The sequence below is a fragment of the Lysobacter enzymogenes genome, from assembly GCF_017168095.1.
GTDB lineage: Bacteria > Pseudomonadota > Gammaproteobacteria > Xanthomonadales > Xanthomonadaceae > Lysobacter > Lysobacter enzymogenes_D.
The window spans coordinates 16,307-33,730 of the sequence record NZ_LXSD01000654.1 but is presented as its reverse complement, the minus strand read 5'-3'; the positions used below and the strand labels follow the sequence as shown (position 1 = coordinate 33,730).

24 protein-coding genes are annotated in these 17,424 nt (G+C 65.8%); all 24 read right to left on the bottom strand.

Annotation, left to right across the window (positions count from 1 at the left end):
• Position 1 precedes the first annotated feature (1 nt).
• A complete protein-coding gene (locus A7A76_RS25085; protein ID WP_206413876.1) occupies positions 2–334 on the bottom strand; it encodes a phage tail protein in 333 nt (110 codons plus the stop codon).
• Positions 331–3,234 carry a phage tail tape measure protein gene (locus A7A76_RS25080; RefSeq protein WP_206413875.1) on the bottom strand — a complete coding sequence of 968 codons (2,904 nt, stop codon included), beginning with the start codon at positions 3,232–3,234 and terminating at the stop codon, positions 331–333. Before A7A76_RS25080 ends, A7A76_RS25085 begins: the two co-directional genes overlap by 4 nt.
• A gap of 2 nt (positions 3,235–3,236) precedes the next feature.
• Positions 3,237–3,536, bottom strand: coding sequence for a DUF1799 domain-containing protein (locus A7A76_RS25075; protein WP_206413874.1), 300 nt, complete (start codon positions 3,534–3,536; stop codon positions 3,237–3,239).
• An 8-nt stretch (positions 3,537–3,544) separates the two neighbouring features.
• Positions 3,545–3,853: a phage tail assembly chaperone gene (locus A7A76_RS25070; protein ID WP_206413873.1), complete on the bottom strand. Its 309-nt coding sequence runs from the start codon at positions 3,851–3,853 to the stop codon at positions 3,545–3,547.
• Entirely contained in the window at positions 3,853–4,512 is a 660-nt protein-coding gene (locus A7A76_RS25065) for a phage tail tube protein (protein ID WP_206413872.1), read from the bottom strand. The genes A7A76_RS25070 and A7A76_RS25065 overlap by 1 nt, the downstream gene beginning before the upstream one ends.
• 69 nt (positions 4,513–4,581) lie before the next feature.
• Positions 4,582–4,938, bottom strand: a complete 357-nt coding sequence (gene gp17, locus A7A76_RS25060; RefSeq protein WP_206413871.1) for a tail completion protein gp17 — start codon at positions 4,936–4,938, stop codon at positions 4,582–4,584.
• Positions 4,928–5,440 carry an HK97 gp10 family phage protein gene (locus A7A76_RS25055; protein WP_206413870.1) on the bottom strand — a complete coding sequence of 171 codons (513 nt, stop codon included), beginning with the start codon at positions 5,438–5,440 and terminating at the stop codon, positions 4,928–4,930. The genes gp17 and A7A76_RS25055 overlap by 11 nt, the downstream gene beginning before the upstream one ends.
• Positions 5,437–5,787, bottom strand: coding sequence for a phage head closure protein (locus A7A76_RS25050; protein WP_206413869.1), 351 nt, complete (start codon positions 5,785–5,787; stop codon positions 5,437–5,439). The genes A7A76_RS25055 and A7A76_RS25050 overlap by 4 nt, the downstream gene beginning before the upstream one ends.
• Positions 5,787–6,266: a hypothetical protein gene (locus A7A76_RS25045; protein ID WP_206413868.1), complete on the bottom strand. Its 480-nt coding sequence runs from the start codon at positions 6,264–6,266 to the stop codon at positions 5,787–5,789. Before A7A76_RS25045 ends, A7A76_RS25050 begins: the two co-directional genes overlap by 1 nt.
• Positions 6,267–6,301: 35 nt before the next feature.
• The gene (locus A7A76_RS25040; protein ID WP_206413867.1) at positions 6,302–6,712 is read right to left on the bottom strand and encodes a hypothetical protein; all 411 of its coding nucleotides are present in this window, start codon (positions 6,710–6,712) and stop codon (positions 6,302–6,304) included.
• 73 nt (positions 6,713–6,785) lie between these two features.
• Positions 6,786–8,081: a phage major capsid protein gene (locus A7A76_RS25035; RefSeq protein ID WP_206413866.1), complete on the bottom strand. Its 1,296-nt coding sequence runs from the start codon at positions 8,079–8,081 to the stop codon at positions 6,786–6,788.
• A 60-nt stretch (positions 8,082–8,141) separates the two neighbouring features.
• Positions 8,142–9,092 (bottom strand): S49 family peptidase, encoded by a 951-nt coding sequence (locus tag A7A76_RS25030; protein WP_206413865.1) that lies wholly within the window; start codon positions 9,090–9,092, stop codon positions 8,142–8,144.
• Entirely contained in the window at positions 9,089–10,339 is a 1,251-nt protein-coding gene (locus tag A7A76_RS25025; protein WP_206413864.1) for a phage portal protein, read from the bottom strand. Before A7A76_RS25025 ends, A7A76_RS25030 begins: the two co-directional genes overlap by 4 nt.
• Positions 10,339–10,491, bottom strand: a complete 153-nt coding sequence (locus tag A7A76_RS25020) for a hypothetical protein (protein WP_206413863.1) — start codon at positions 10,489–10,491, stop codon at positions 10,339–10,341. Before A7A76_RS25020 ends, A7A76_RS25025 begins: the two co-directional genes overlap by 1 nt.
• Positions 10,488–12,173: a terminase TerL endonuclease subunit gene (locus A7A76_RS25015; protein ID WP_206413862.1), complete on the bottom strand. Its 1,686-nt coding sequence runs from the start codon at positions 12,171–12,173 to the stop codon at positions 10,488–10,490. The genes A7A76_RS25020 and A7A76_RS25015 overlap by 4 nt, the downstream gene beginning before the upstream one ends.
• Positions 12,174–12,176: 3 nt before the next feature.
• The gene (locus A7A76_RS25010) at positions 12,177–12,584 is read right to left on the bottom strand and encodes a hypothetical protein (protein WP_206413861.1); all 408 of its coding nucleotides are present in this window, start codon (positions 12,582–12,584) and stop codon (positions 12,177–12,179) included.
• 21 nt (positions 12,585–12,605) lie between these two features.
• The gene (locus A7A76_RS25005; protein WP_206413860.1) at positions 12,606–13,046 is read right to left on the bottom strand and encodes a hypothetical protein; all 441 of its coding nucleotides are present in this window, start codon (positions 13,044–13,046) and stop codon (positions 12,606–12,608) included.
• Positions 13,036–13,332 (bottom strand): HNH endonuclease signature motif containing protein, encoded by a 297-nt coding sequence (locus tag A7A76_RS25000; RefSeq protein WP_206413859.1) that lies wholly within the window; start codon positions 13,330–13,332, stop codon positions 13,036–13,038. The genes A7A76_RS25005 and A7A76_RS25000 overlap by 11 nt, the downstream gene beginning before the upstream one ends.
• A 484-nt stretch (positions 13,333–13,816) precedes the next feature.
• Positions 13,817–14,104, bottom strand: a complete 288-nt coding sequence (locus A7A76_RS24995; protein ID WP_206413858.1) for a hypothetical protein — start codon at positions 14,102–14,104, stop codon at positions 13,817–13,819.
• Positions 14,104–14,604, bottom strand: a complete 501-nt coding sequence (locus A7A76_RS24990; protein ID WP_241201178.1) for a hypothetical protein — start codon at positions 14,602–14,604, stop codon at positions 14,104–14,106. Before A7A76_RS24990 ends, A7A76_RS24995 begins: the two co-directional genes overlap by 1 nt.
• Complete coding sequence (locus A7A76_RS24985; protein WP_241201177.1) at positions 14,601–15,065, bottom strand: hypothetical protein; 465 nt, start codon at positions 15,063–15,065, stop codon at positions 14,601–14,603. Before A7A76_RS24985 ends, A7A76_RS24990 begins: the two co-directional genes overlap by 4 nt.
• Positions 15,062–15,727, bottom strand: coding sequence for a glycoside hydrolase family 19 protein (locus A7A76_RS24980; RefSeq protein ID WP_241201176.1), 666 nt, complete (start codon positions 15,725–15,727; stop codon positions 15,062–15,064). The genes A7A76_RS24985 and A7A76_RS24980 overlap by 4 nt, the downstream gene beginning before the upstream one ends.
• A gap of 132 nt (positions 15,728–15,859) precedes the next feature.
• Complete coding sequence (locus A7A76_RS24975; RefSeq protein ID WP_206413857.1) at positions 15,860–16,843, bottom strand: hypothetical protein; 984 nt, start codon at positions 16,841–16,843, stop codon at positions 15,860–15,862.
• Between the two features lie 24 nt (positions 16,844–16,867).
• Positions 16,868–17,290 carry a hypothetical protein gene (locus A7A76_RS24970; RefSeq protein ID WP_241201175.1) on the bottom strand — a complete coding sequence of 141 codons (423 nt, stop codon included), beginning with the start codon at positions 17,288–17,290 and terminating at the stop codon, positions 16,868–16,870.
• Positions 17,291–17,424 lie beyond the last annotated feature (134 nt).

Below are 17,424 nucleotides of genomic sequence, written 5' to 3'. Positions count from 1 at the left end.
CTTAGGGCTGGTAGCGCTGGGTGAAAGTCGCGCGCAGTCGCCAAACGCCGCCGCCGAGGTCGTCCGTCTGGTACTCGTCGCATTGGAAGAAGGCGAGCGGCCGGCGCGGTGCCTTCCACTGGAAGGACACGCCCGCGTGCGCATCGAGGAACGCCTCGATTTCTCCGATGGTCGCGGCCGCGAAGACGAAGACCAGGTTCCAGGTCTGCCCCACGGCGTTCAGACCATCTCGAACGGACTGCGCGTAGCCGTCGCCGAATTGAGTTCGGCGCACGCGGAGCGCGGCGCCACCTGTCGATTCGGCCGTGGCGCGCCAGTTGAAGGTGTCGGTCATCGGCGTGCCCCCTGGACCATGTTCCAGATGTGTCCCCCGGGCCGCGTGTCGCGCATCATTTGCTCGCTGTAGTACGCCTTGAGGTATTCCCCCAAATCTTTCCCGAGCGCACCGTCGGCGGTTGCACTGGCATCGGAGCCGCCATCCGGGTAGAGGTTGACGGTCACGCCGACGCTGATCGTCGTGGCGGCAGCGTTCCCTTGAGCCGACACCCCTAGGCGACCATCCGAGCCGCGGCGCAGCGGCATGATTGCCTCCGGCCCGGCTTCGCCGAAGACGCCGGCACCCTTGGCAAACGCGAACAACTGCGGCCGGTCATAGACTCCACCGGAGAATGCCGACAAGCTCGGACTGCTGTAGACGTTGCCCTTGGCGTTGGCGCGAAGTCCGCTGCTCAACCAACTGGTGTTGTTGCCGAACGAATTGGCGAACGCGGCGCTCACTCCGGCCCCACCCCCGCCGCCCGGCAGGAAGTTGGAGACCACCTGGAGCAGCGACGCGATGCCCTGGGTGGCCTTCATGCGCGCCAGCTCGGTCAGCACGCTGGAAACCAGGTCTTTGATCGATCCCTTACCCTTGGTGGCGAAGTCGACGAAGGCGGCTCCGGCCTGCTTCAAACCGGACGTCCACAGGTCGCGGGTGAGGCCGGCGGCATCTTGCGCCGCGGCTTGGTAGTCGGCGATCGCGCCACGCGCGCCGTTGACCCAGTCCCCCTGCGCCGCCTTCATGCGCTCGTATCCGTCCGCGACAATCTGGACTTGCGCGTCGGTCGCGATTCGCAGGCTCTCAACGCGATCTCGGTACTGGCGCTCGTCGATGTCGAGCGAGGCGCGCTGCGCGGCGAGGTTTCGCAGCTCGTCGGCCTGCTTCTGGTAGATCTGGTTGACCCGCTCTTGCTGCTGGTATTCGCGCTCCCCCATGCCGACCCGCGCCACAGCCGAGTCCTGCTGCCGCTGCAGCGCGTCCGTCTGGGCGCCCAAGGCCCGGCGATAGCCCTCCAGAGCCTCCTCGCGCCGGCGCAGGGCGTCGGCCTCTTGGATGCCCAGCACTTGGACCGCGCTCGCGCCGTCGGCGCGCACGCGCGCCAGCTTGGCCTCCAGTTCGCCCAGCTCACGCTGGACGTCGACGCTGTCCTTGCCGGCGACGTTGCGCTTACGAAGGTGGTCGATCTGCCCCTGAAGCGCAGTCTCCTGGGCGGCGCTCCCGCGCGCGAGCAGCTCTCGCTGCCGGCGGTAGTAGTCCTCGATGCTCACCAGGCGCGCGCCGTACTCGGCCTGAAGCACGCGCGAACCGTTCTGGATCGATGCCTGCTCTTCGGCCAGGTCGTCCTTGATCGACTGCAGGGCTGCGCGCGAGGACGCATTGTCCAAGGCGCGGGCAGCGCTCGCCGCGCCGCGCCCAGACCGCGCCTCACGGTCTGCGTAGACCTTGCGGATCTGAGCCTCGGCCGAAGCGATGTCCTCGGCCGACTTCTTGGCCGCGGCGCCGCGCTTGCGCATGGCGTCGATCTCCAGCTCCATCTGCTGCCGCGCGGGCAGGAACTGGCGGATTGAGCTGTCCCACGCGTCCGTGGCCTTCTTGGCCGCTTCGGTCGCCTCTTTGCTCGGCGGCGGCGCCGGCCGCGACAGCGTCGCCGGCGCGCCCGCTGCGGACTGCATCGCCCACAGGCTGCCGATTCCGCCGCCCTGCATGGCCTGGGCCAGGCGCGAGAGCGTGCCCAGGCCTTCCTTCGCCACGCGATCGACGTCGGCCAACCCGCTAACGATTCCGTCCCAGGCGCCAGCGCCGGTATCCTTGATCGACTGCAGTATCGCGCGCGTCAGTTCGAATTGCGACACGACCTGCGGCGCGCGCTCGTTGATGGTGTCGGCGTAGAGCCGCACCGCCTCGCTCGCAGCGTCCTGGAAGCGCCCGCCCTCCTGCAGGGATTCGACGTACTTTCGCTGCTCCTCGGTGGCGAACCCGTACTTGTCGCCGAGGGTCTGCAGGGCTTGCGCCGGGTTCTTGGTCAGCTCTTCGAACTCGGTAATGGTGTCCGAGATCGCGGCCCCGGTCGCACGGCGCCAAGTCAGCGCCGCGCCGGCCACTTCATCGAGCTGGTCGCCGGTGAAGCGCGCCGAGCGGACCACCGTGGCCAGCGCCTCAGTGGCGGCCCCTTCGGTGATGCCCGGCGCTTCGGCTAGGTGCTTCGCCATGTCGCGAAGTTCTTCGCCGGTGACTTGGGCTCGATTGCCGACGACGATCAGAGCTGTGTTGAGCTCTGCTGCCCTGCCCTGCGCCTCGTACAATGCGAAGGCCATGCCGCCCAACAGGCCCGCCGACAGCGTCAGCGGGTTCACCATCCCGATCACCTCGGCGCCAAGGGCGCGCGCGGCAAGGCTGGCGCTGCCGAACTGGTCGCGCAGCTGGCCGCCCTGCTGCAGGAACACGGTCAGCGGGTTCTGGCCGCCCTGCAGTGACGTGACGATGTCGGTGATCTGGGCGGGAACTCCGCGCACCGCTGCGTCGTACTGGCCTTTGCTGATGTTGCCGTAGCGCGAGGACTCCGCGGCCGCCGCCCGGCCGGCGGCGTCGGCCCGAGACTGGTTCGCGGCCGCCGCCGCCTTCGCCGCGGCCTCGTTCTTGGCCAGCCGGCGGGTGATGTCGTCGAGCAGCGCGCCCTCCGACTTCAGCGCCGCGTTGTACGCGACCTGCTGCGCCCGGGTGAGCCCGACGGTGTCCGCCTGTTTCACCAACGCGTCGACGCGGCGTCGCTCCGCCACCGTGAGCTTCTGATACTCCTGCTGGGCCGCGGTCGACATGTCGGCCACGCGGTTCTTTGCCGCCTGGATGGCGGGATCGAACTGCGCGGTGTCGAGCATCACCTTGATTGAGGCGGTGCCGAGAGTCTGTTCGGTCATGGTTACGCCTTGTGGATGCAGTCGAGTGCAGCCGTCTCGATGACGCGAATCGCAGCCATCACCTCACGACGGCTGTCGCCGGTAAGGCCCATGTCATCGAGCTCGCGATAGACGACGTTGTAGTCCAAGCCGATGGGGCCTCCGGCGCCGACGCGCCACTGGGTGGAGACCCGGGAGAAAAGCTCGATGGGTAGCGCGCACTCCGGCCAGAGTTCGACCACTGGCGCCGGAAAGTGCTTCGCTTTCAAGCCGAGCTGTGCAAGTTCGGCCTCGGTGGGGGCGCGCCAGTACAACGCCCCCACCGCCTCGATCAGTTTCCCTTGCGCGCGACCGCGATGCTGTCGTGATAGCCCTGGATGATCGCGACCACCAGGCCGATCTGCTGTTGCTCGGCGAAGCGAACGCCGTTCGCATCGAGCGGAACGTCGGCGTCCCATTCGGCAACCAGCTCGAGCAACGCATCGGCAGGCGTCTTCTCGCCAGCGGCCAACGATTTGAACAGGGCCTGGTAGCCGTCGGCGTCGAAGTGCCGATACGTCAGGTTGAGCTTCTGCTCACGGCCGTGGCCCACGATGGTCAGCACGGCCTTGAAGGTGTCGGGAGCTTGGACGGTGAACATCAGGCCTCCACCAGGACCGAATCGCTGAGGGCCGCGAAGCTGGCAGTCGTCAGCATTGGCGTATTCGAGCCCATGACCGGATCGCCGTTGTACGAGAGGTAGCCGTACCAGTACAGGACATCGCCGTTCAGAAACTTTGCCCGCAAGATGACCGCTTCATCGCTACGCGCGTCGACCGACTTCAGAGCGCGATACCACGGCTGCTTCGGATCGTAATACAGCGGGATCGCGAGCGTCTTCGGAGACTTGGTCGTCGGCAATTGGATCGACTGGCCTGACGGATCCTCCAACAAGGTGCCGGACCAGTACTGCTGCTCGCCGCCGGACATGGTGGGATCACCCTGCTGAGTGAGGTCGACGAACGGGCCGGCCTTGAACAGCGAGCCCGCGCCGCTCACCCCGGGGTACAGCACGACGTCCGTGGTGTCGATGCCGAGTAGCTCAATCGCGCCCGCGCTTTCTGCACCGCCTTGCGCAACACGATTGTTCAGGGCGCGCCACCCTGGTACTTGGATCAGCACTACGTCACCGGAATCAACAGCGTTCGCCGCGATACTGGCGAGCGCGGGATTGGCCTTGGAGACGCCGGTGGTCGGAATCGCGACAGTAGTGACCTGCGCGAAGCCGAACTGGGTTCCCTTCGGGAGCTTGAGAGACATGGTGTGTAACCTCGCTGGGTGAGAAAAACCCGGCGCGAGGCCGGGGGTTCGGTGAACTGCTGTTGTGGATCAGGGATCCGGATACCAGAGCCCGAAGTCGAGCCTGGCGCCGTATTTCTTGATGGCATCCTCGTACGTCGCTACCGCGGCACCGAAGGGCTCGGAATGCGGCAAGCCCGCGCAAATCGCCCCCTCGATTGACCGGATGAGGCGCATTGTCTCGGCGCGACTCGCCGACCACACCGTGATCTGCACACGCGCGTGTTTGTGATCAGGCATAGCGCCCTCGCTGAACCATAGGGCCCGGCCGCCGACTTGCTGATAGACGCCGCATGGGTAGACCACCGGCTCGCGCGGCACGTCGGGATAGAGCCGGCCGTCGAGGATCGGCGCGATCAGCGCGACCAGCTGCGCCTCATAGCTCATCGGGCTTCTCCGGCTGGCTGGCCAAGATCTCCGCGAGACGTTCGCTGCCGCGCGCCAGCATCGCCTCGCGCGCGCGCGGCATGGCCGCGTCGTAGGCGGGTCGGAGGAAGGGCTTTGCGGCCACCCACTTCGGCACCGGCAGCGGCGCGCCCCGGCGCCATTCGCCGGCGGCGTCCAAGTAGGCCGCGTGGGTCTGCCAGTGTCCGAACTCGACGAGATGCCCGTGGGGCGCCCTCTTCGCGTTCCAGGAGACCTGATAGACCTGGCGCGACTCGCCTGACTGGCCGTCACGGTGCGCGAGATAGATCGCGGCGCGCAACGCACCGGGAACATTGTGGCTGCCGTCTACGTTACCGACCGGCGCCCGCAGCTTCGCCTCGTCCCGAATCACCTTGCCGCCGGCGACGGCCATCGATCGCGCCAGCCCTACCTTCGCCTCGGCCAGATTTTCCAGGCCGGCCATTGCTGAGCTGAAGTCGGTGATTGCCTTCGTATTGCTCATCCAGCGTTCCCCCCCTGCTCGGTGAGGATGTAGGCCTTGCCGCGATGCTTGAGATCCCGCACCACGCCCTTGATGTCGAAGATCAGGCCGTCGTGCTCCATACGCATCCCTTCGTTGACCCCGAGCTCGCGGACGCTCTCGAATCGAGCCTCGAAGCTGTAGCGAGCGATCGATGCTGGGACGTTTCCTTGTAGGCTCGAACGAATCGCCCCCATGCCTGTTTCGTTGGCGATGCTGACCCACAGGCTCCCCAGTACCTTCCAATCGTCTGCCGGCTGGCCCGCATCGTCGTTCGCGTCGACGCGATACTTGACGGTGGCGCGTCGGTTGTATTTTCCAGCGCCCATCAGAACCTCGGCGGCAGACGAACAACGTCGAGCAATGCATCGAGATAGCCAACCGGAAGTAGCGACGCCACCTCTCCGGTGCTTGCCAACTCCCGGTTCTCGTACGCCAGACCGGCAGCCAGCGCGATCCATTGCAGAACAGAAGGTGCCTGCTCCGCATCGATGCCGGCGGTCACAACGACGTGCACGTCTTGCGCCGACGCGGCAAGGCGGAGAAACGCCTCCCGGCCACGCCACACAATGGTCGCGCCGTCGACAGCGGCCCCAGCCGCTGTCACCGATTCCAGCGTGCGCACCGCCCCAAGGTCGAGTGCGGTATCGCCCGCCGGCAGCGACGCCCACTCGCTGGCATAGCGCCCCAACCGGATCGCTGCGCCGCTGCGTCGCTCAGCCACCTGGCGCGCGGCCGGGATCACGATCTGCGAAAGCACCGAGTCCTCGCCGTCATCGGCCTTTTGCCAGAGCTTGAACTGCTCCAAGCTCAGTGGCTCGGGGCCGATGTGCTCAATGAGCCTCACTGGCCCGCCTTCGCCTTGCCGGCGCCGGCGCGAACGGCGGCCTTTTCTTCGCGAGGCATAGATGCATGCTGAGGCACCTGGGCGCTGGCGGGACCTTCGGCGTCCTGGGCCACGGCCGCAGCTTCGAGCGACGATTGCTTCGCCTCGTTGGGATCGAGGCCGAGGTCGGGTGAAGCGGTCGACGTTCTTTCCAGAGATAGCTCCGGGGTCGAAGCCGGCGAGTCCAAACTTGCACTTGCGAGGCCCTCACCACCGCTGCCAGTCAGGCTGGCCTTTTCCTCCACCAGCACGTGCATGGCCACGCCGCCTTCGACGAGCCTATCGGCGTGCTCGGCCGTAAAGCCGGCAATTTCCCCGGGGTTGTACTGGCGATACGCCTTCGTGAACCTGATCAGCTTGTTCGACATGTGATTCTCCTCATGAGGCAGCAGGCGACGAGACCGCCTGCTGCCGGTTTTTCGCGCGACCGCGTGGCTCCGCTTACGCGCCCCAGACCACCTTCTGGATCACCGAGATCGACTCGACGTGACGCGGGCCGAAGTCGTGCTGGGCGATCACGCGAACGAGCGTTTGGTCGCGCTGGAAGGCAGAGACGAAGGTGTTGCCGTCGTGGTAGGCAGCTTCGGTGCTGAAGGCGATGACCAGGCCAGACTGCTCCGCGATGAAGGTGTCGCCGAAGTCGGTGAAGTAGATTTCGCTCTCGTTGCCGCCGGCGCCGAGGTTGATCGGGATCTGCGAAGTGATACCGACCGGGTACCCCTTCAGCGTCGGCTCGCGCCCCTCCAGCGTCGGGTAGACCTTGGCGCCGTTCGAGTTGCGCAAGCCCTCCAGGAACCGATACGTGCGCGGCGCCATCGCCCAACCCGGGGCGTACATGTTCGCGTCGGCGTTTTCCAGGCGGAGAATGGCCTTGTTGAGGTCGACCTCGATCTGCTGCAGATCGGCGCCGGAGCTGGCGTCGAAACGGTTGGCCGCGAGCGACCAGCCCAGCAGCCCCTTCGGCAGCGTCGCCGAGCCGGCGCTGCGCAGGAACGTGACGTCTTCCTTGGACGCCATGCCGGCGGAGATATCGCTGACCACGAGCTGATCGACGTTGGGATTGACGCCCGAGAAGCCGAGGAGCGTGTTGCTGATAGGCACCAGCGCCGCCAGCTTCTTCGCCGTCAGCGTGAGGTCATCGAACTGCTGCTGGGAACTCGGGATGTCGGAGTCCTGGCCGATGTACCCGACGACCGCACCGCCCTTGAGCCGCGGGATCGTGATGTTGCCGTTGTTCATCGGCATCGACCGGGCACCCAGACGGCGGACAACCGACCTCGGCCGCAGCAGCTCGATCACCTCGCTCGACATGTTCTCGGGCACGAGCACGCCGCCCGCTTCCGGGGTCAGGGTGTTCAGCGCCATCGACACGTCGGCGCCGTAGCCGTTCTGCTCTGCGATCTGCGCGGCGAGTTGCTGGTTGCCCTTCGCCTGGACGAGGGACCGGACCATGTGCGAGAACGAGGCTCCGCGTACGGCCGGCGCCTTTGGGGTCGCCGGCTCCTGCGGCGCGGTCACGCCCGGATTGACGGGCTGCGCCGTGGCGGCCTGCATCCGCTCGGCCCATTCGGCGCGCTCGATCTGGGCGGTCAGGCTCTCGAACTGGCCGGACAACTTCTCGAAGTCTGCGAGCTGTTCGGCGGTCAACTGGCCGCCCTCGACCTCGATCTTGGCGAGCGCCTGGACCGCAGTGTTCACCTGCGCGCGTTCGCTCCGGAGCTGGTTGATCAGGGACATGGGATTTCCTCTAGTCGTAAAAAAGGCCCCGAAGGGCCGCGGTATTGAGTGCGAACGCGCTCAACTCTGGTTGGCCAGGGCCATCGCCCGGGCCTGGTGGGTAATACGCCGCGGCGGCGCGGCCGCGCGACTGGCGCGGGCTGCCTGCACGGCGCCGGCGATGCGGTTGACGGCCGCTTGGGGCGGCTCCAAGCGATCCGCGAGCCCAATGTCGATGGCCCGCTGGCCGAAAAAGACATTGGCTTCGGTCGCCCTCACCGCCTGCTCCGGCATTCCGCGGAACCGCGCGACGGCGGCGACGAATCGCTCGTAAGACGTGTTCACCATGTCCTGCAAGAACACCATCGACTGCTCGGTGAGGGGCTCGTGCGGGCTGAGGTCGTTCTTGTGCGCGCCGGCGAATACCGTGGTTACTGATACGCCCATCGACTCGTTGCGCTTTGAAAAGTCGGCGTGGCGCGCGATGACGCCGATACTGCCCAGACCTCCGGTCTCCGAAATCACCATCTCGGTCGCGGCGGCGCCCAGCAAGTAGCCGCCGCTGTACGCGGAGAAGTTCGTAACCGCCGTGATGGGCTTGACCTGCCTGGCGGCGAAGATGTCTTCGGCCAACTCGAACGCGCCGGCGGCGCTGCCGCCTGGGGAATCGATGTCCAGGACGATGTGCTCGACCATCGGGTCTGCCAGAGAGCGCTGGAGCTCGCGCCGCAGGTTCTCGTAGCTGGTCGTCTGCTCGCAGGGGTTCATGTTCATGGTGCGCGCGACGAGCAGGCCGTGGATCCCCAGCACCTCGACGCCGGTTTCCGCAACCAAGGCCTGGCGCCGGTCATCTTGCGCCCGCATCTGCGCCGCGGGATCGGCATCGTCGGAGAACAACTGCGCACCAGGCGAGTTGACGACATTCAGCTGCATGGCCTGCTCGGCCCAATTCGCTACGAAATTCAGCGCATCTGGCCGCACGAACAGCGGGACGTTGAAGATCAGATTTTGCAATCGGGTGAAAGACTTCATTGTTTGAGGGCCCTCGCGACCTCTTCCCGGAAAGATTGCGCAACCCGATCGGCGCCGACTTCTGTGCCGGCGCCGACCATGTTCATGGGCTGCAGGTAGGTTCCTCCGCCCTCGATTGGCGGCAGATTTTCCAAGCGACGAATGTCGTTGACCGACAGCCATCCCCATTGCCGGCCGATCGCGTACGACTCGTACCGGGATTTCTGGTCGCCGCGCATCAGGCCGGCCACGTTGAACTCGATGTAGTACTGCTCCCGCTCGCTCGGCAGGAGAAAGTCGCGCATCATCGCTTCTTCGTGACGCTTCAGCCACGGAAGCAACCCGTGCCCAACGTACTGGATGGCCTGGTGCTCGATGTTGCTGAAGGTGGCCCTATCGAGGTCGCCGATCATGTGCAGGGGGATCTTGTAGATCCGCGCGGAGTCCGCCGCGGTGAGCTTCAGCGCTGCGATCAACTCCGAGTCCACGTTCGTCATGGCCAACGGAGTGAACTGCATGCCCTCCTGCAACAGCGCCACTTTCCCCGAGTTGTTGGAACCCGCGTAAGTGCTCTGCCATTGGCCTTTGATTCGCTCGATTTCTTCCTGGTTGTGGATCGGCGTGGCTTCCTTCGGCCGAGTCAGGACGCCAGACAGCGCCGTCCCGTTCACGAACGATCTCGAAGCGTGGTCCCGGATAGCCATTCCCATGCCCAGCGCGTCCCTGTGCAAGATCACCGGTGCAATGCCGACGTAGCCGTTCCGCGAGATCCATCGCACATGGTGGATGTTCCGTGCTGGCAGCAGCTCGCCGCCGTCGACCTGATAGAAGGGCTGGCCGTTGGCCGCTCGGTACAGTTGGACAGTCTTGCCCTGGATCGGGATAAGCGCTTTCACAGAAGCGTCGCCGTTGCGCACGATCTCGCTAAAGCAGTTCCCGTTGAGGCCTAGATCAATCTGGCTACCTTCCTTGAATTCGAATGGCGTTTGCCAACCATTCGGCTCGTGCTTCAGCACGCGGTAGAGAGTGTGGTCAGTCGCCCTCTCGCGCTGCCCTTCTCCTCGCCGGCGGTACAGCTCAATGGGGAGTTGCGCCACCGAATCGGACAGCGTGGTTACACAGGCCTGCACCGGCACCATCGCCAGCGCGCTATCCGCGTTAACCAGCGGGCCCGCCGCCGATCGCTGGCCGCCAAGCAAAGACGAGATCCACGTCCCGCCACTGCACGAGAACGGCGGGACTTGCCTGAACATGCCGGAGGTGAACATCAGTTGGCCCTCGCCAGGAGGTAGGACCATCCCAGCAGGCCCACACCGGCCACGATTAGGCCCGCCGCGGGGTGAATCAGCGCGACGCCGGCCACCAGGCAACCGAAGCCGATGGCGCCGGCGCCGAGCGACAGCACGTCTTTCCTCGTCATATCGTGACCCCTTCGTCGTAGATGCTGTTCCGTCGGCGCGCGACTGGGTTAAGCGACATCAGCGACACCGCGTTCAATAGCGCCATCAGCGGATCGATCTTTGCCGAACCGCTGACCTGCTTGGTGATGATCTTTGCGTTGCCGACCGGGACTACTTTCGCGTTGCCGACGCACCAAGCCATCAATGGCTGGCCGCCATGGATCAGGGTTCCGCCGGCCAGCGCGCGCTCGGCGGTTCCGATGGCGCCGTTGAGCTTCCAGCCCTGCGATACAGCCACAATCCGCTCAAGCAGGATTCCCCGGTCTGGGATGGTCAGCTCATCGACGATTGCGCCGATGCCAGCCGGGTCGACACCGATTGCATGCTTCTCCGGCAGCAGGCCGGCGGCGTCGACTTGGCAAACGATGTCCGCAACTTCCTCGACGTCCTGGCCAGGTAGCTCAACGATGGTCAGATCACCGGCCTTCTCCAGGTCGCGCAGCTTCGGCTCAAGCTCCTTGCGCCGCTCCAGCACGATCTCGTGCGCCCATGCATGCGCCCAGGCCAGCCAGCGGCGAGACCCGCGCTCGCGGCCGACCAGCACCAAGCCCAATAGGTCTTCCAGGCCGCCACCGTCGATGCCAACCGTCACCACTTCGCAGCGCTCGACTAGGACCTCTGGCGACAGCACCATCTCCGCTCGTCGTTCCCAGAATTCCGCGCCTGCCCACCCCGCGGCGGCGAGCGCTTGTCCGATCTGGATATTCAGGTGCTGCGATGCCCAGATGCGGAACGCGGCCTCGCCCTTCTGCTCCTCGTCCGTGGCCGAACGAGTCAGCCGCTCGATGTCGATGGAGCGGCCGACGTTCGGCGTCACCAAGCCCCAGTTCGCGGGATCACGCCAGGGCTTGGCGCGATCCGCCTGCATCGACATCGGAAACTCGTACAGCACCGGCAGCACGGGCGACTGCCTCTTACCGTCGCGCACTGCCCGTGCCCGCTCAAGATCCTCGGCGAACACGCCGACAGGCGGGTCATCGCTCTGAGTCGTGATCGTGGCAAGGAAAGCCTCCGGGAACGGCTGCATGCCGCCGCGCAGTTGGACCATCGCCTTCGCCGCGCGCGCCATTTTTCCCAGTACGTGCAGTTCGTCGATCAGGGCCGCCACCACCTTTCGGCCGGTGATGATGTCGGGGTCGAAGGTCACCACCTCCAAGCGAGCGCCCGTCTCGCGATGCACGATGACCTTCAGGTGGTCGCGCACATGCAACTTCTTCTCGAGCACCGGATCCAGAGCGATCGCGCCGGAGATTGCGCTGAACGCCTCGTCGGCCGTCTTCTGCATCGGCGCGGTGAGGAGCATCGGCGCGCGGGGGCGCTCGTTGAGCAGTAGCGCCGTCAGCATCAGCAGAGCGCCGTTGGTGGTCTTGCTGTTCTTCTTTGGGACCAGGAGGAACAGCTCTTCAATCATCCTGCGCTTCGTCGCCGGATCTATCGACCCGAACAGCGCGCGAACAATGTCGCGGAACCACTCCCCGCCCGCTTCCCCGAAGGTGGGCGTGCCGGTCACGTCGGCCAGCCGCAGGCGATCCATCACCGCCACCGCCCGGTTGCCCGCTTCCCGATCAATCGGCAGATCGGGCACCAGGGATCGGCCGGCACGCATCCGCGCCTCCCAGTCGCGGCAGCTCAAATCCCACATGCGTCAGGCGGGCTTCCGGATCGGAGTTACGTTGCCAGGCGGCAGTAGGCCGTCCCATCCTGTGCCGTTCTGAGCGGTGCCGGCGTCCTCCTGAGCCTGCTCCTTCTTCCCCTTACGCGGCTTCCTGCCAGGCTTCTCTTCCTCCGGAGCAACCATGAACTCTGGCTGGTTGGCCAAGTACGCGCGCGCGGCTGACGTGCTGCCCTTCTTCGCTTGCGACAGCAGCTTTTCCAGGACTTCCATTCGCCGAAGCGCCGCGCCAGACGACAGCTCAACCTCGTAGTGCTTTCGCAGCGTCGGCACCGAGATCCGCAGGGCGTTGGCGATGTCTTCCAGGCGCATCCCGCCGCCTGCGGCTGCCGATACCCGGCGCCGCGTCGCCGCCGTGGCCTTGTGTTCGGGTCGTGCCATAGCCTCAGGTCGTTTTTTGCTTCATGAATGGGCCGCCGTGATTTTCTGCGGCGAGAAAAAAACCCGCGCGTGCGGGGACAGCCGGTCTAGGCGTCCGGCCGCACCAGACTTTCGACCCGCCCCCCCGTATGGTTCCACGTCGGCCGACCCGGGCAGCGTTCCACGCCGTCCGGTCTCGACCCCACCTGCGACTTCAACCCGCACTCGGTCGATGGTCAGCGTCACCGCGGTGTGCTGCCCTGCGCGGGCGCTCATCGCGATGCCCTGCACGCTCAGGACGGCGCCGTCGCTCAGCACGGCCTCCATGTGGCCGTCGGGGTGGATGCGCAGCACGTCGACGCGCACGCAGCGCTGGGGCGCAGCAGGAGGCTGGTACGGCGTGCCCTGGTACGGCATCCCCATGACCAGCCCGTCGACCACCCAATGACCTCCGCTTGCGTGGCTGTAGCCGTTACCGCCCATTGCTCTGCTCCTCTCGCTGCTTGTCCCGGCTGTGGTGCGTGGCACACAGCGCTTGATGGTTGGTCCGATCCCAGAACAGCGCCTGGTCGCCGCGGTGCGGCCGGATGTGGTCGACCACTGTAGCCGCGGTCACCCTGCCCTCTGCCTCGCACATGGCGCACAGCGGGTGCGCCGACAGGAAGCGCAGGCGGTATTGCTGCCAGCGGTAGCCGTACCCACGGGCCGTGCTGCTCTGGTCGCCGGTGCGCCAGCTGCCCGCCTGCACGCTGGCCAGTCGGGAGGGCATGCCCTGCAGGCGGTTGGGAACTGTCCTCAAGCGCGCCATGTAGGTGCCCGTTCGGAAAACGCGCAAGAGGACTCAATCGACTGCGGCGTCGATCCTCTCCCCAAGCCGTCCGATTGCCGGCCGGCATTCAGTGGAATCGCACCGCCATGCAAGTAGACATCTGCTCGACCGCCGAGTTGTTGATGCACCTGGGCCAGCTGTTGACCTCGATCGCCGCTCTGAGGCAATGCAGGAGAGACCATGCCGTTGTTTGGCGCCCAAAGTGCGGTCGTCCTGGGATTGAGTACGATAGGCATGACCTCAACGGAGTGAGCACGCCAATGCACCCTGCCCATCAGCAACAAATCCTCCTGAGCATCGCTGCTGGACAGTCGGTCACACGAGACGAGCTGACCTGGGCGGTAGAACTGGGGTACGTCGTGATTCACCCGGACAACTCCGTTGAGGTAACAGAGAAAGGCGTGCAACTCCTCAACCATCTGGCTTAAGGCTGAGAAGTCGCCGCGGGCTTGCCCTGCACCAGCTCGATGCGATCCAACTGGGCCTCGTACTTGCCCAGGCACTCCTTCCGCTTGTTGGCCACTTCCATCGCCTGGGACGGCTTGCCCGTACGCGGCCAGGTGCAGCGCTTGGTCAGCTCCGAGGCGATCGGGACGTACACGTGCACCGGCACCTCGATGACCGCCGGCGCCGGCGGGTTGGCCTTCGGCGCGGGCGCGCTGGCGCAGCTGGCGAGCAGGACGGCCGCGGCCGCCATCATGATCAGGCGCATCAGAATCCCCCTTGGCCGGAACAGGCCTCGTCCAGCACTTCCAGCGCGGCCTGGCAGGTCTTGGGTCGCTTGTCGTACCGCAGGCGCCAGGCCTTGGCATCGGTCTCGGCCTTGGCCAAGTCGTCGGCCAGGCCGGCAAGGGCCGCGGCGCTCTCGGCGCGCAGGGCCTTGAGCTTCTCGGCCTCGGCGCGCAGGTTGTCTGCGATCTGAGCCAGGCGCGCGTCGCGGTCCTGGACGTCCTGCTGCAGCTGTTGCTTGTCCGTGTCGCACTGCGTGGAGATCACCACGATGCGGTCACCCAGTTCGCGCGCGCGCTGCTCGGCGCTGTAGGCCGCGAGGCCGGCCGTGAAGGAGCAGAACGCCAGGAAGGCGCAGAGCACCTTCAGCAGGCTGCCTGGCTTCCTCAGCCATGCGATCTGCCGGCGCGCGCGATCGACCACCATCTCGGCCGTGTCGACCACGAAGCCCACGACGCCGCCCAACAGGTCTGCGATCTTCATTCCTTCGCGCCTCCACCGATGCCGCCGGTGACGCGCTCCAGCACCTTCAGGTAGCCGGGGAGCATTCGGCGAATGACCACACCCGAGATGCCGGCCAGCGGCAGTTCGGGCGACCCTTGCAGGAACGGGAACCAGCTCGACGCCAGCGCCACCGACCAAGCAGCGACGACGGCATAGGCCAGGACCACGCCGAAGATGGCCACCAGCCGCACGCCGAGCTGCAGCGCGCGCGGCGCTCGCTTCAGGTGCGCCGCCGGCTTGACCCGGTCCGTGTCGCGCTCAGGCAGCAGCACAACTCCGATCAGGGCGCCGGCGACCGCGACCAGCAGGACCGACCAGGAAACGCCCACGATCGGCGCCAGCTGCTCGGCCTTGTTGGCGGCGTCGGCCAGGGCCGGCACCGCAGCGCCGGCGGCGAGCGTGCCGGCCACCAGCTTCACTGCGCTGATGGGGTCGCTCATCGCACGCCCCGAAGCGCCTTCTTGGCGCGCTCGTACCGCTCGCGGCGGTCGGCCGCACCCGCGGCGCCGCCGTTGATGCGGCGGGTGATGGCATCGAAGTCGCCGGCGTCGGCCAACGCGTTCAGGTCGTGCTCGCGCCAGTACATGGCCGCGGCCAGCGCGGCCCAGCGCGGCTCGCTGAGCGCGTCTGGGAGCGCGACGAAGTCCGGGCAGTCGGCGATGCCGAGCGCGCGGAGCCCGTCGCGCACGGCCTCGTAGTTGGCGCGGCCCGTATTCTGGATCAGCCCGCGGCCGCGGTAGCGCCAGCCGTCGCCGCTCGCCTCGTCCCGGTTGCCCATGCGCCCGCCGTAGGCCGCGTTCGCGAGCTTGGCCGGCTGTCGCGCCAGCTCGGCCGCGCGCGGGCCGAGCGAGCGCCACCGCGTGCCCGGCCTGGCCTTGGTCGCCAGGTCGGCGATGCGCTCCGCGCTGTAGCTCAAGTTCTCGGTCGTGGTGCTGAAGCCGGCCGACTCGTGTCCGGTCTGCGCCAAGAACGGCGCCAGGCGCGCCAGCGTGCTGATGTCGGCCAGCCGGTACGCGTGCGCGAGGTACGGCGCCCACGTCGCGGCGAGCGCGCGCGTGCAGCCGACGGCCGCCGCCAGCTGGTCTGCGGTGATCGGGATCATCGGGGCTCCAGAAACAGGAAGCCCCGCGATTGCTCGCAGGGCTTGAGGGGCGGCGCGCGCGGCGCCTGAAACGGCGAAGCCCCGGCTTTCGCCAGGGCTTCAGATACAATTACTGACCGTACGAAAATCCTGCTACTTCGTTACGTCATTGTCAACGCTTTTCGTCGACCCCGGACTAGCGGCTTCTTCTGCCTGCGCAACCTCATCGGGCGCCTCTGGCTCACTGGCTGAGCCTTCGCCTTTAGCGCTAACGTCGCCTTGTTTTTCGTCGGCAACCGCAGACTCGCCATGCGTCAAGATAACTTTGCTCTGGCCGCTCTCACGCATCTTGTTCGCGTCGGCAGCCGCTGCGATCGTCTGCAATATCCTCATCCATGCTGATGACGCCGAGACGATATTGGACCCAGGGCTTAGCTTCAGCCGCGACCGACTTAGTTCTCCCTGAGCTTCCGAAAGTGCACGCCGAAGGTTCTCTTGCTCTGAGCGCGCCGCATCAGCTTGGATCGTCCCAAGTTGCACCTCCTGCGTCAGAGTAGCGATGCGCGCGTTCAGCTGATCGATGGTCGCTTTGAGCGCGGCCTGTTGAGCATCTTGCTCGAGTAGAACACGAGCTTCCGGAACGATATCGATCCAGTTCTCTATGGACGAAGTGGTCTGATCTTGGAGCGCACGGCAATTCTCGATGACCTCGTCATAGCTTCTTTGGACCACTTCCGGCGAAGGTGTGGCGTTTGAGAAATCGCTCTTAAAACTTTGAATGCGAGCTTCTAGCGATGAAGCCTGACGAAGCAACAATTTGAGACTACGCACAGCTACCAAGCCTTTTGCCCCAAGGAGCCCGGGCTCGGCAAGCTCGGCCCAATGCTTGGCGATACGACCGCCTAGCACACCGGATAGAACCGTTTGCGTGGTGAAGATCAACGACAACGCGAGAGGCGTGACATTCTTTTCCTGCGACCGATCAAATAGCCACCAGATCGCAACGATCAGTCCAATGGTCCAAGGCTCGAGAACGGCAGATAAAAATTGGGCCCAACGACCCGCCAAGGCAATCAAAGGATCGAGCAGCTTAGGCGGCAGTTTTTTCGAATGATTGCTTGTTTGCTTGTGAGTCATCGACACACCTTCCGTTGGCCAGGCTCATGCCGCCCGCCTACCTCTCATCCAGTCCAAAGCCCGCCCAAGTTCATTGCGATACTGGCGCAAGGTCAGGCTCCCCCCATACTTTCTGGCAACTGAAGCTGCCTTGTCCGCTTGAGTTCCAACACCACAAAACTCCTCGCGGATGATCAAAGCTCGTACTGGCGTCTCTCCGCTGCGCTCCAGTTCTGATAACGCAATATCTATCCAACGGAGGTCATCCGGCGTGCCATGATCGACGGCGGCGCCGTCGCCGAGCCGGAGATCCCTCGGTGGACCTGCATCGTTCCGCGCCGGCATCGGATCGCAAGCCCAAGTCGGTACCATATCGAGGATCTGCGCGCCGCTGCGCTCATCATAGAGCTGCCGGGCCATCAGGCGCCGCCGCGAGCGGCCGTCGCGCCCAATCAGCTGCTTCGCCACGTTCTCCCGCGTCATCGGCGCGAAGGCGCGGGCGCGAGAAATCGGGTTCTCCTCAGCCGGCTCGTCGTCGTCCGGAGCACGGTAACCGCTGTCCGGTTGACCTGATGGAAGCCCCAGGACCTGAGCTGCGCGCG

Excerpts from the sequence above, each read along its gene's own strand:
- A7A76_RS25085 (WP_206413876.1), bottom strand. The coding sequence starts at position 334 with ATGACCGACACCTTCAACTGGCGCGCCACGGCCGAATCGACAGGTGGC.
- A7A76_RS25080 (WP_206413875.1), bottom strand. The coding sequence starts at position 3,234 with ATGACCGAACAGACTCTCGGCACCGCCTCAATCAAGGTGATGCTCGAC.
- A7A76_RS25070 (WP_206413873.1), bottom strand. The coding sequence starts at position 3,853 with ATGTTCACCGTCCAAGCTCCCGACACCTTCAAGGCCGTGCTGACCATC.
- A7A76_RS25065 (WP_206413872.1), bottom strand. The coding sequence starts at position 4,512 with ATGTCTCTCAAGCTCCCGAAGGGAACCCAGTTCGGCTTCGCGCAGGTC.
- gp17 (WP_206413871.1), bottom strand. The coding sequence starts at position 4,938 with ATGAGCTATGAGGCGCAGCTGGTCGCGCTGATCGCGCCGATCCTCGAC.
- A7A76_RS25055 (WP_206413870.1), bottom strand. The coding sequence starts at position 5,440 with ATGAGCAATACGAAGGCAATCACCGACTTCAGCTCAGCAATGGCCGGC.
- A7A76_RS25050 (WP_206413869.1), bottom strand. The coding sequence starts at position 5,787 with ATGGGCGCTGGAAAATACAACCGACGCGCCACCGTCAAGTATCGCGTC.
- A7A76_RS25040 (WP_206413867.1), bottom strand. The coding sequence starts at position 6,712 with ATGTCGAACAAGCTGATCAGGTTCACGAAGGCGTATCGCCAGTACAAC.
- A7A76_RS25035 (WP_206413866.1), bottom strand. The coding sequence starts at position 8,081 with ATGTCCCTGATCAACCAGCTCCGGAGCGAACGCGCGCAGGTGAACACT.
- A7A76_RS25030 (WP_206413865.1), bottom strand. The coding sequence starts at position 9,092 with ATGAAGTCTTTCACCCGATTGCAAAATCTGATCTTCAACGTCCCGCTG.
- A7A76_RS25025 (WP_206413864.1), bottom strand. The coding sequence starts at position 10,339 with ATGTTCACCTCCGGCATGTTCAGGCAAGTCCCGCCGTTCTCGTGCAGT.
- A7A76_RS25020 (WP_206413863.1), bottom strand. The coding sequence starts at position 10,491 with ATGACGAGGAAAGACGTGCTGTCGCTCGGCGCCGGCGCCATCGGCTTC.
- A7A76_RS25015 (WP_206413862.1), bottom strand. The coding sequence starts at position 12,173 with ATGTGGGATTTGAGCTGCCGCGACTGGGAGGCGCGGATGCGTGCCGGC.
- A7A76_RS25010 (WP_206413861.1), bottom strand. The coding sequence starts at position 12,584 with ATGGCACGACCCGAACACAAGGCCACGGCGGCGACGCGGCGCCGGGTA.
- A7A76_RS25005 (WP_206413860.1), bottom strand. The coding sequence starts at position 13,046 with ATGGGCGGTAACGGCTACAGCCACGCAAGCGGAGGTCATTGGGTGGTC.
- A7A76_RS25000 (WP_206413859.1), bottom strand. The coding sequence starts at position 13,332 with ATGCCCTCCCGACTGGCCAGCGTGCAGGCGGGCAGCTGGCGCACCGGC.
- A7A76_RS24995 (WP_206413858.1), bottom strand. The coding sequence starts at position 14,104 with ATGCGCCTGATCATGATGGCGGCCGCGGCCGTCCTGCTCGCCAGCTGC.
- A7A76_RS24990 (WP_241201178.1), bottom strand. The coding sequence starts at position 14,604 with ATGAAGATCGCAGACCTGTTGGGCGGCGTCGTGGGCTTCGTGGTCGAC.
- A7A76_RS24985 (WP_241201177.1), bottom strand. The coding sequence starts at position 15,065 with ATGAGCGACCCCATCAGCGCAGTGAAGCTGGTGGCCGGCACGCTCGCC.
- A7A76_RS24980 (WP_241201176.1), bottom strand. The coding sequence starts at position 15,727 with ATGATCCCGATCACCGCAGACCAGCTGGCGGCGGCCGTCGGCTGCACG.
- A7A76_RS24975 (WP_206413857.1), bottom strand. The coding sequence starts at position 16,843 with ATGACTCACAAGCAAACAAGCAATCATTCGAAAAAACTGCCGCCTAAG.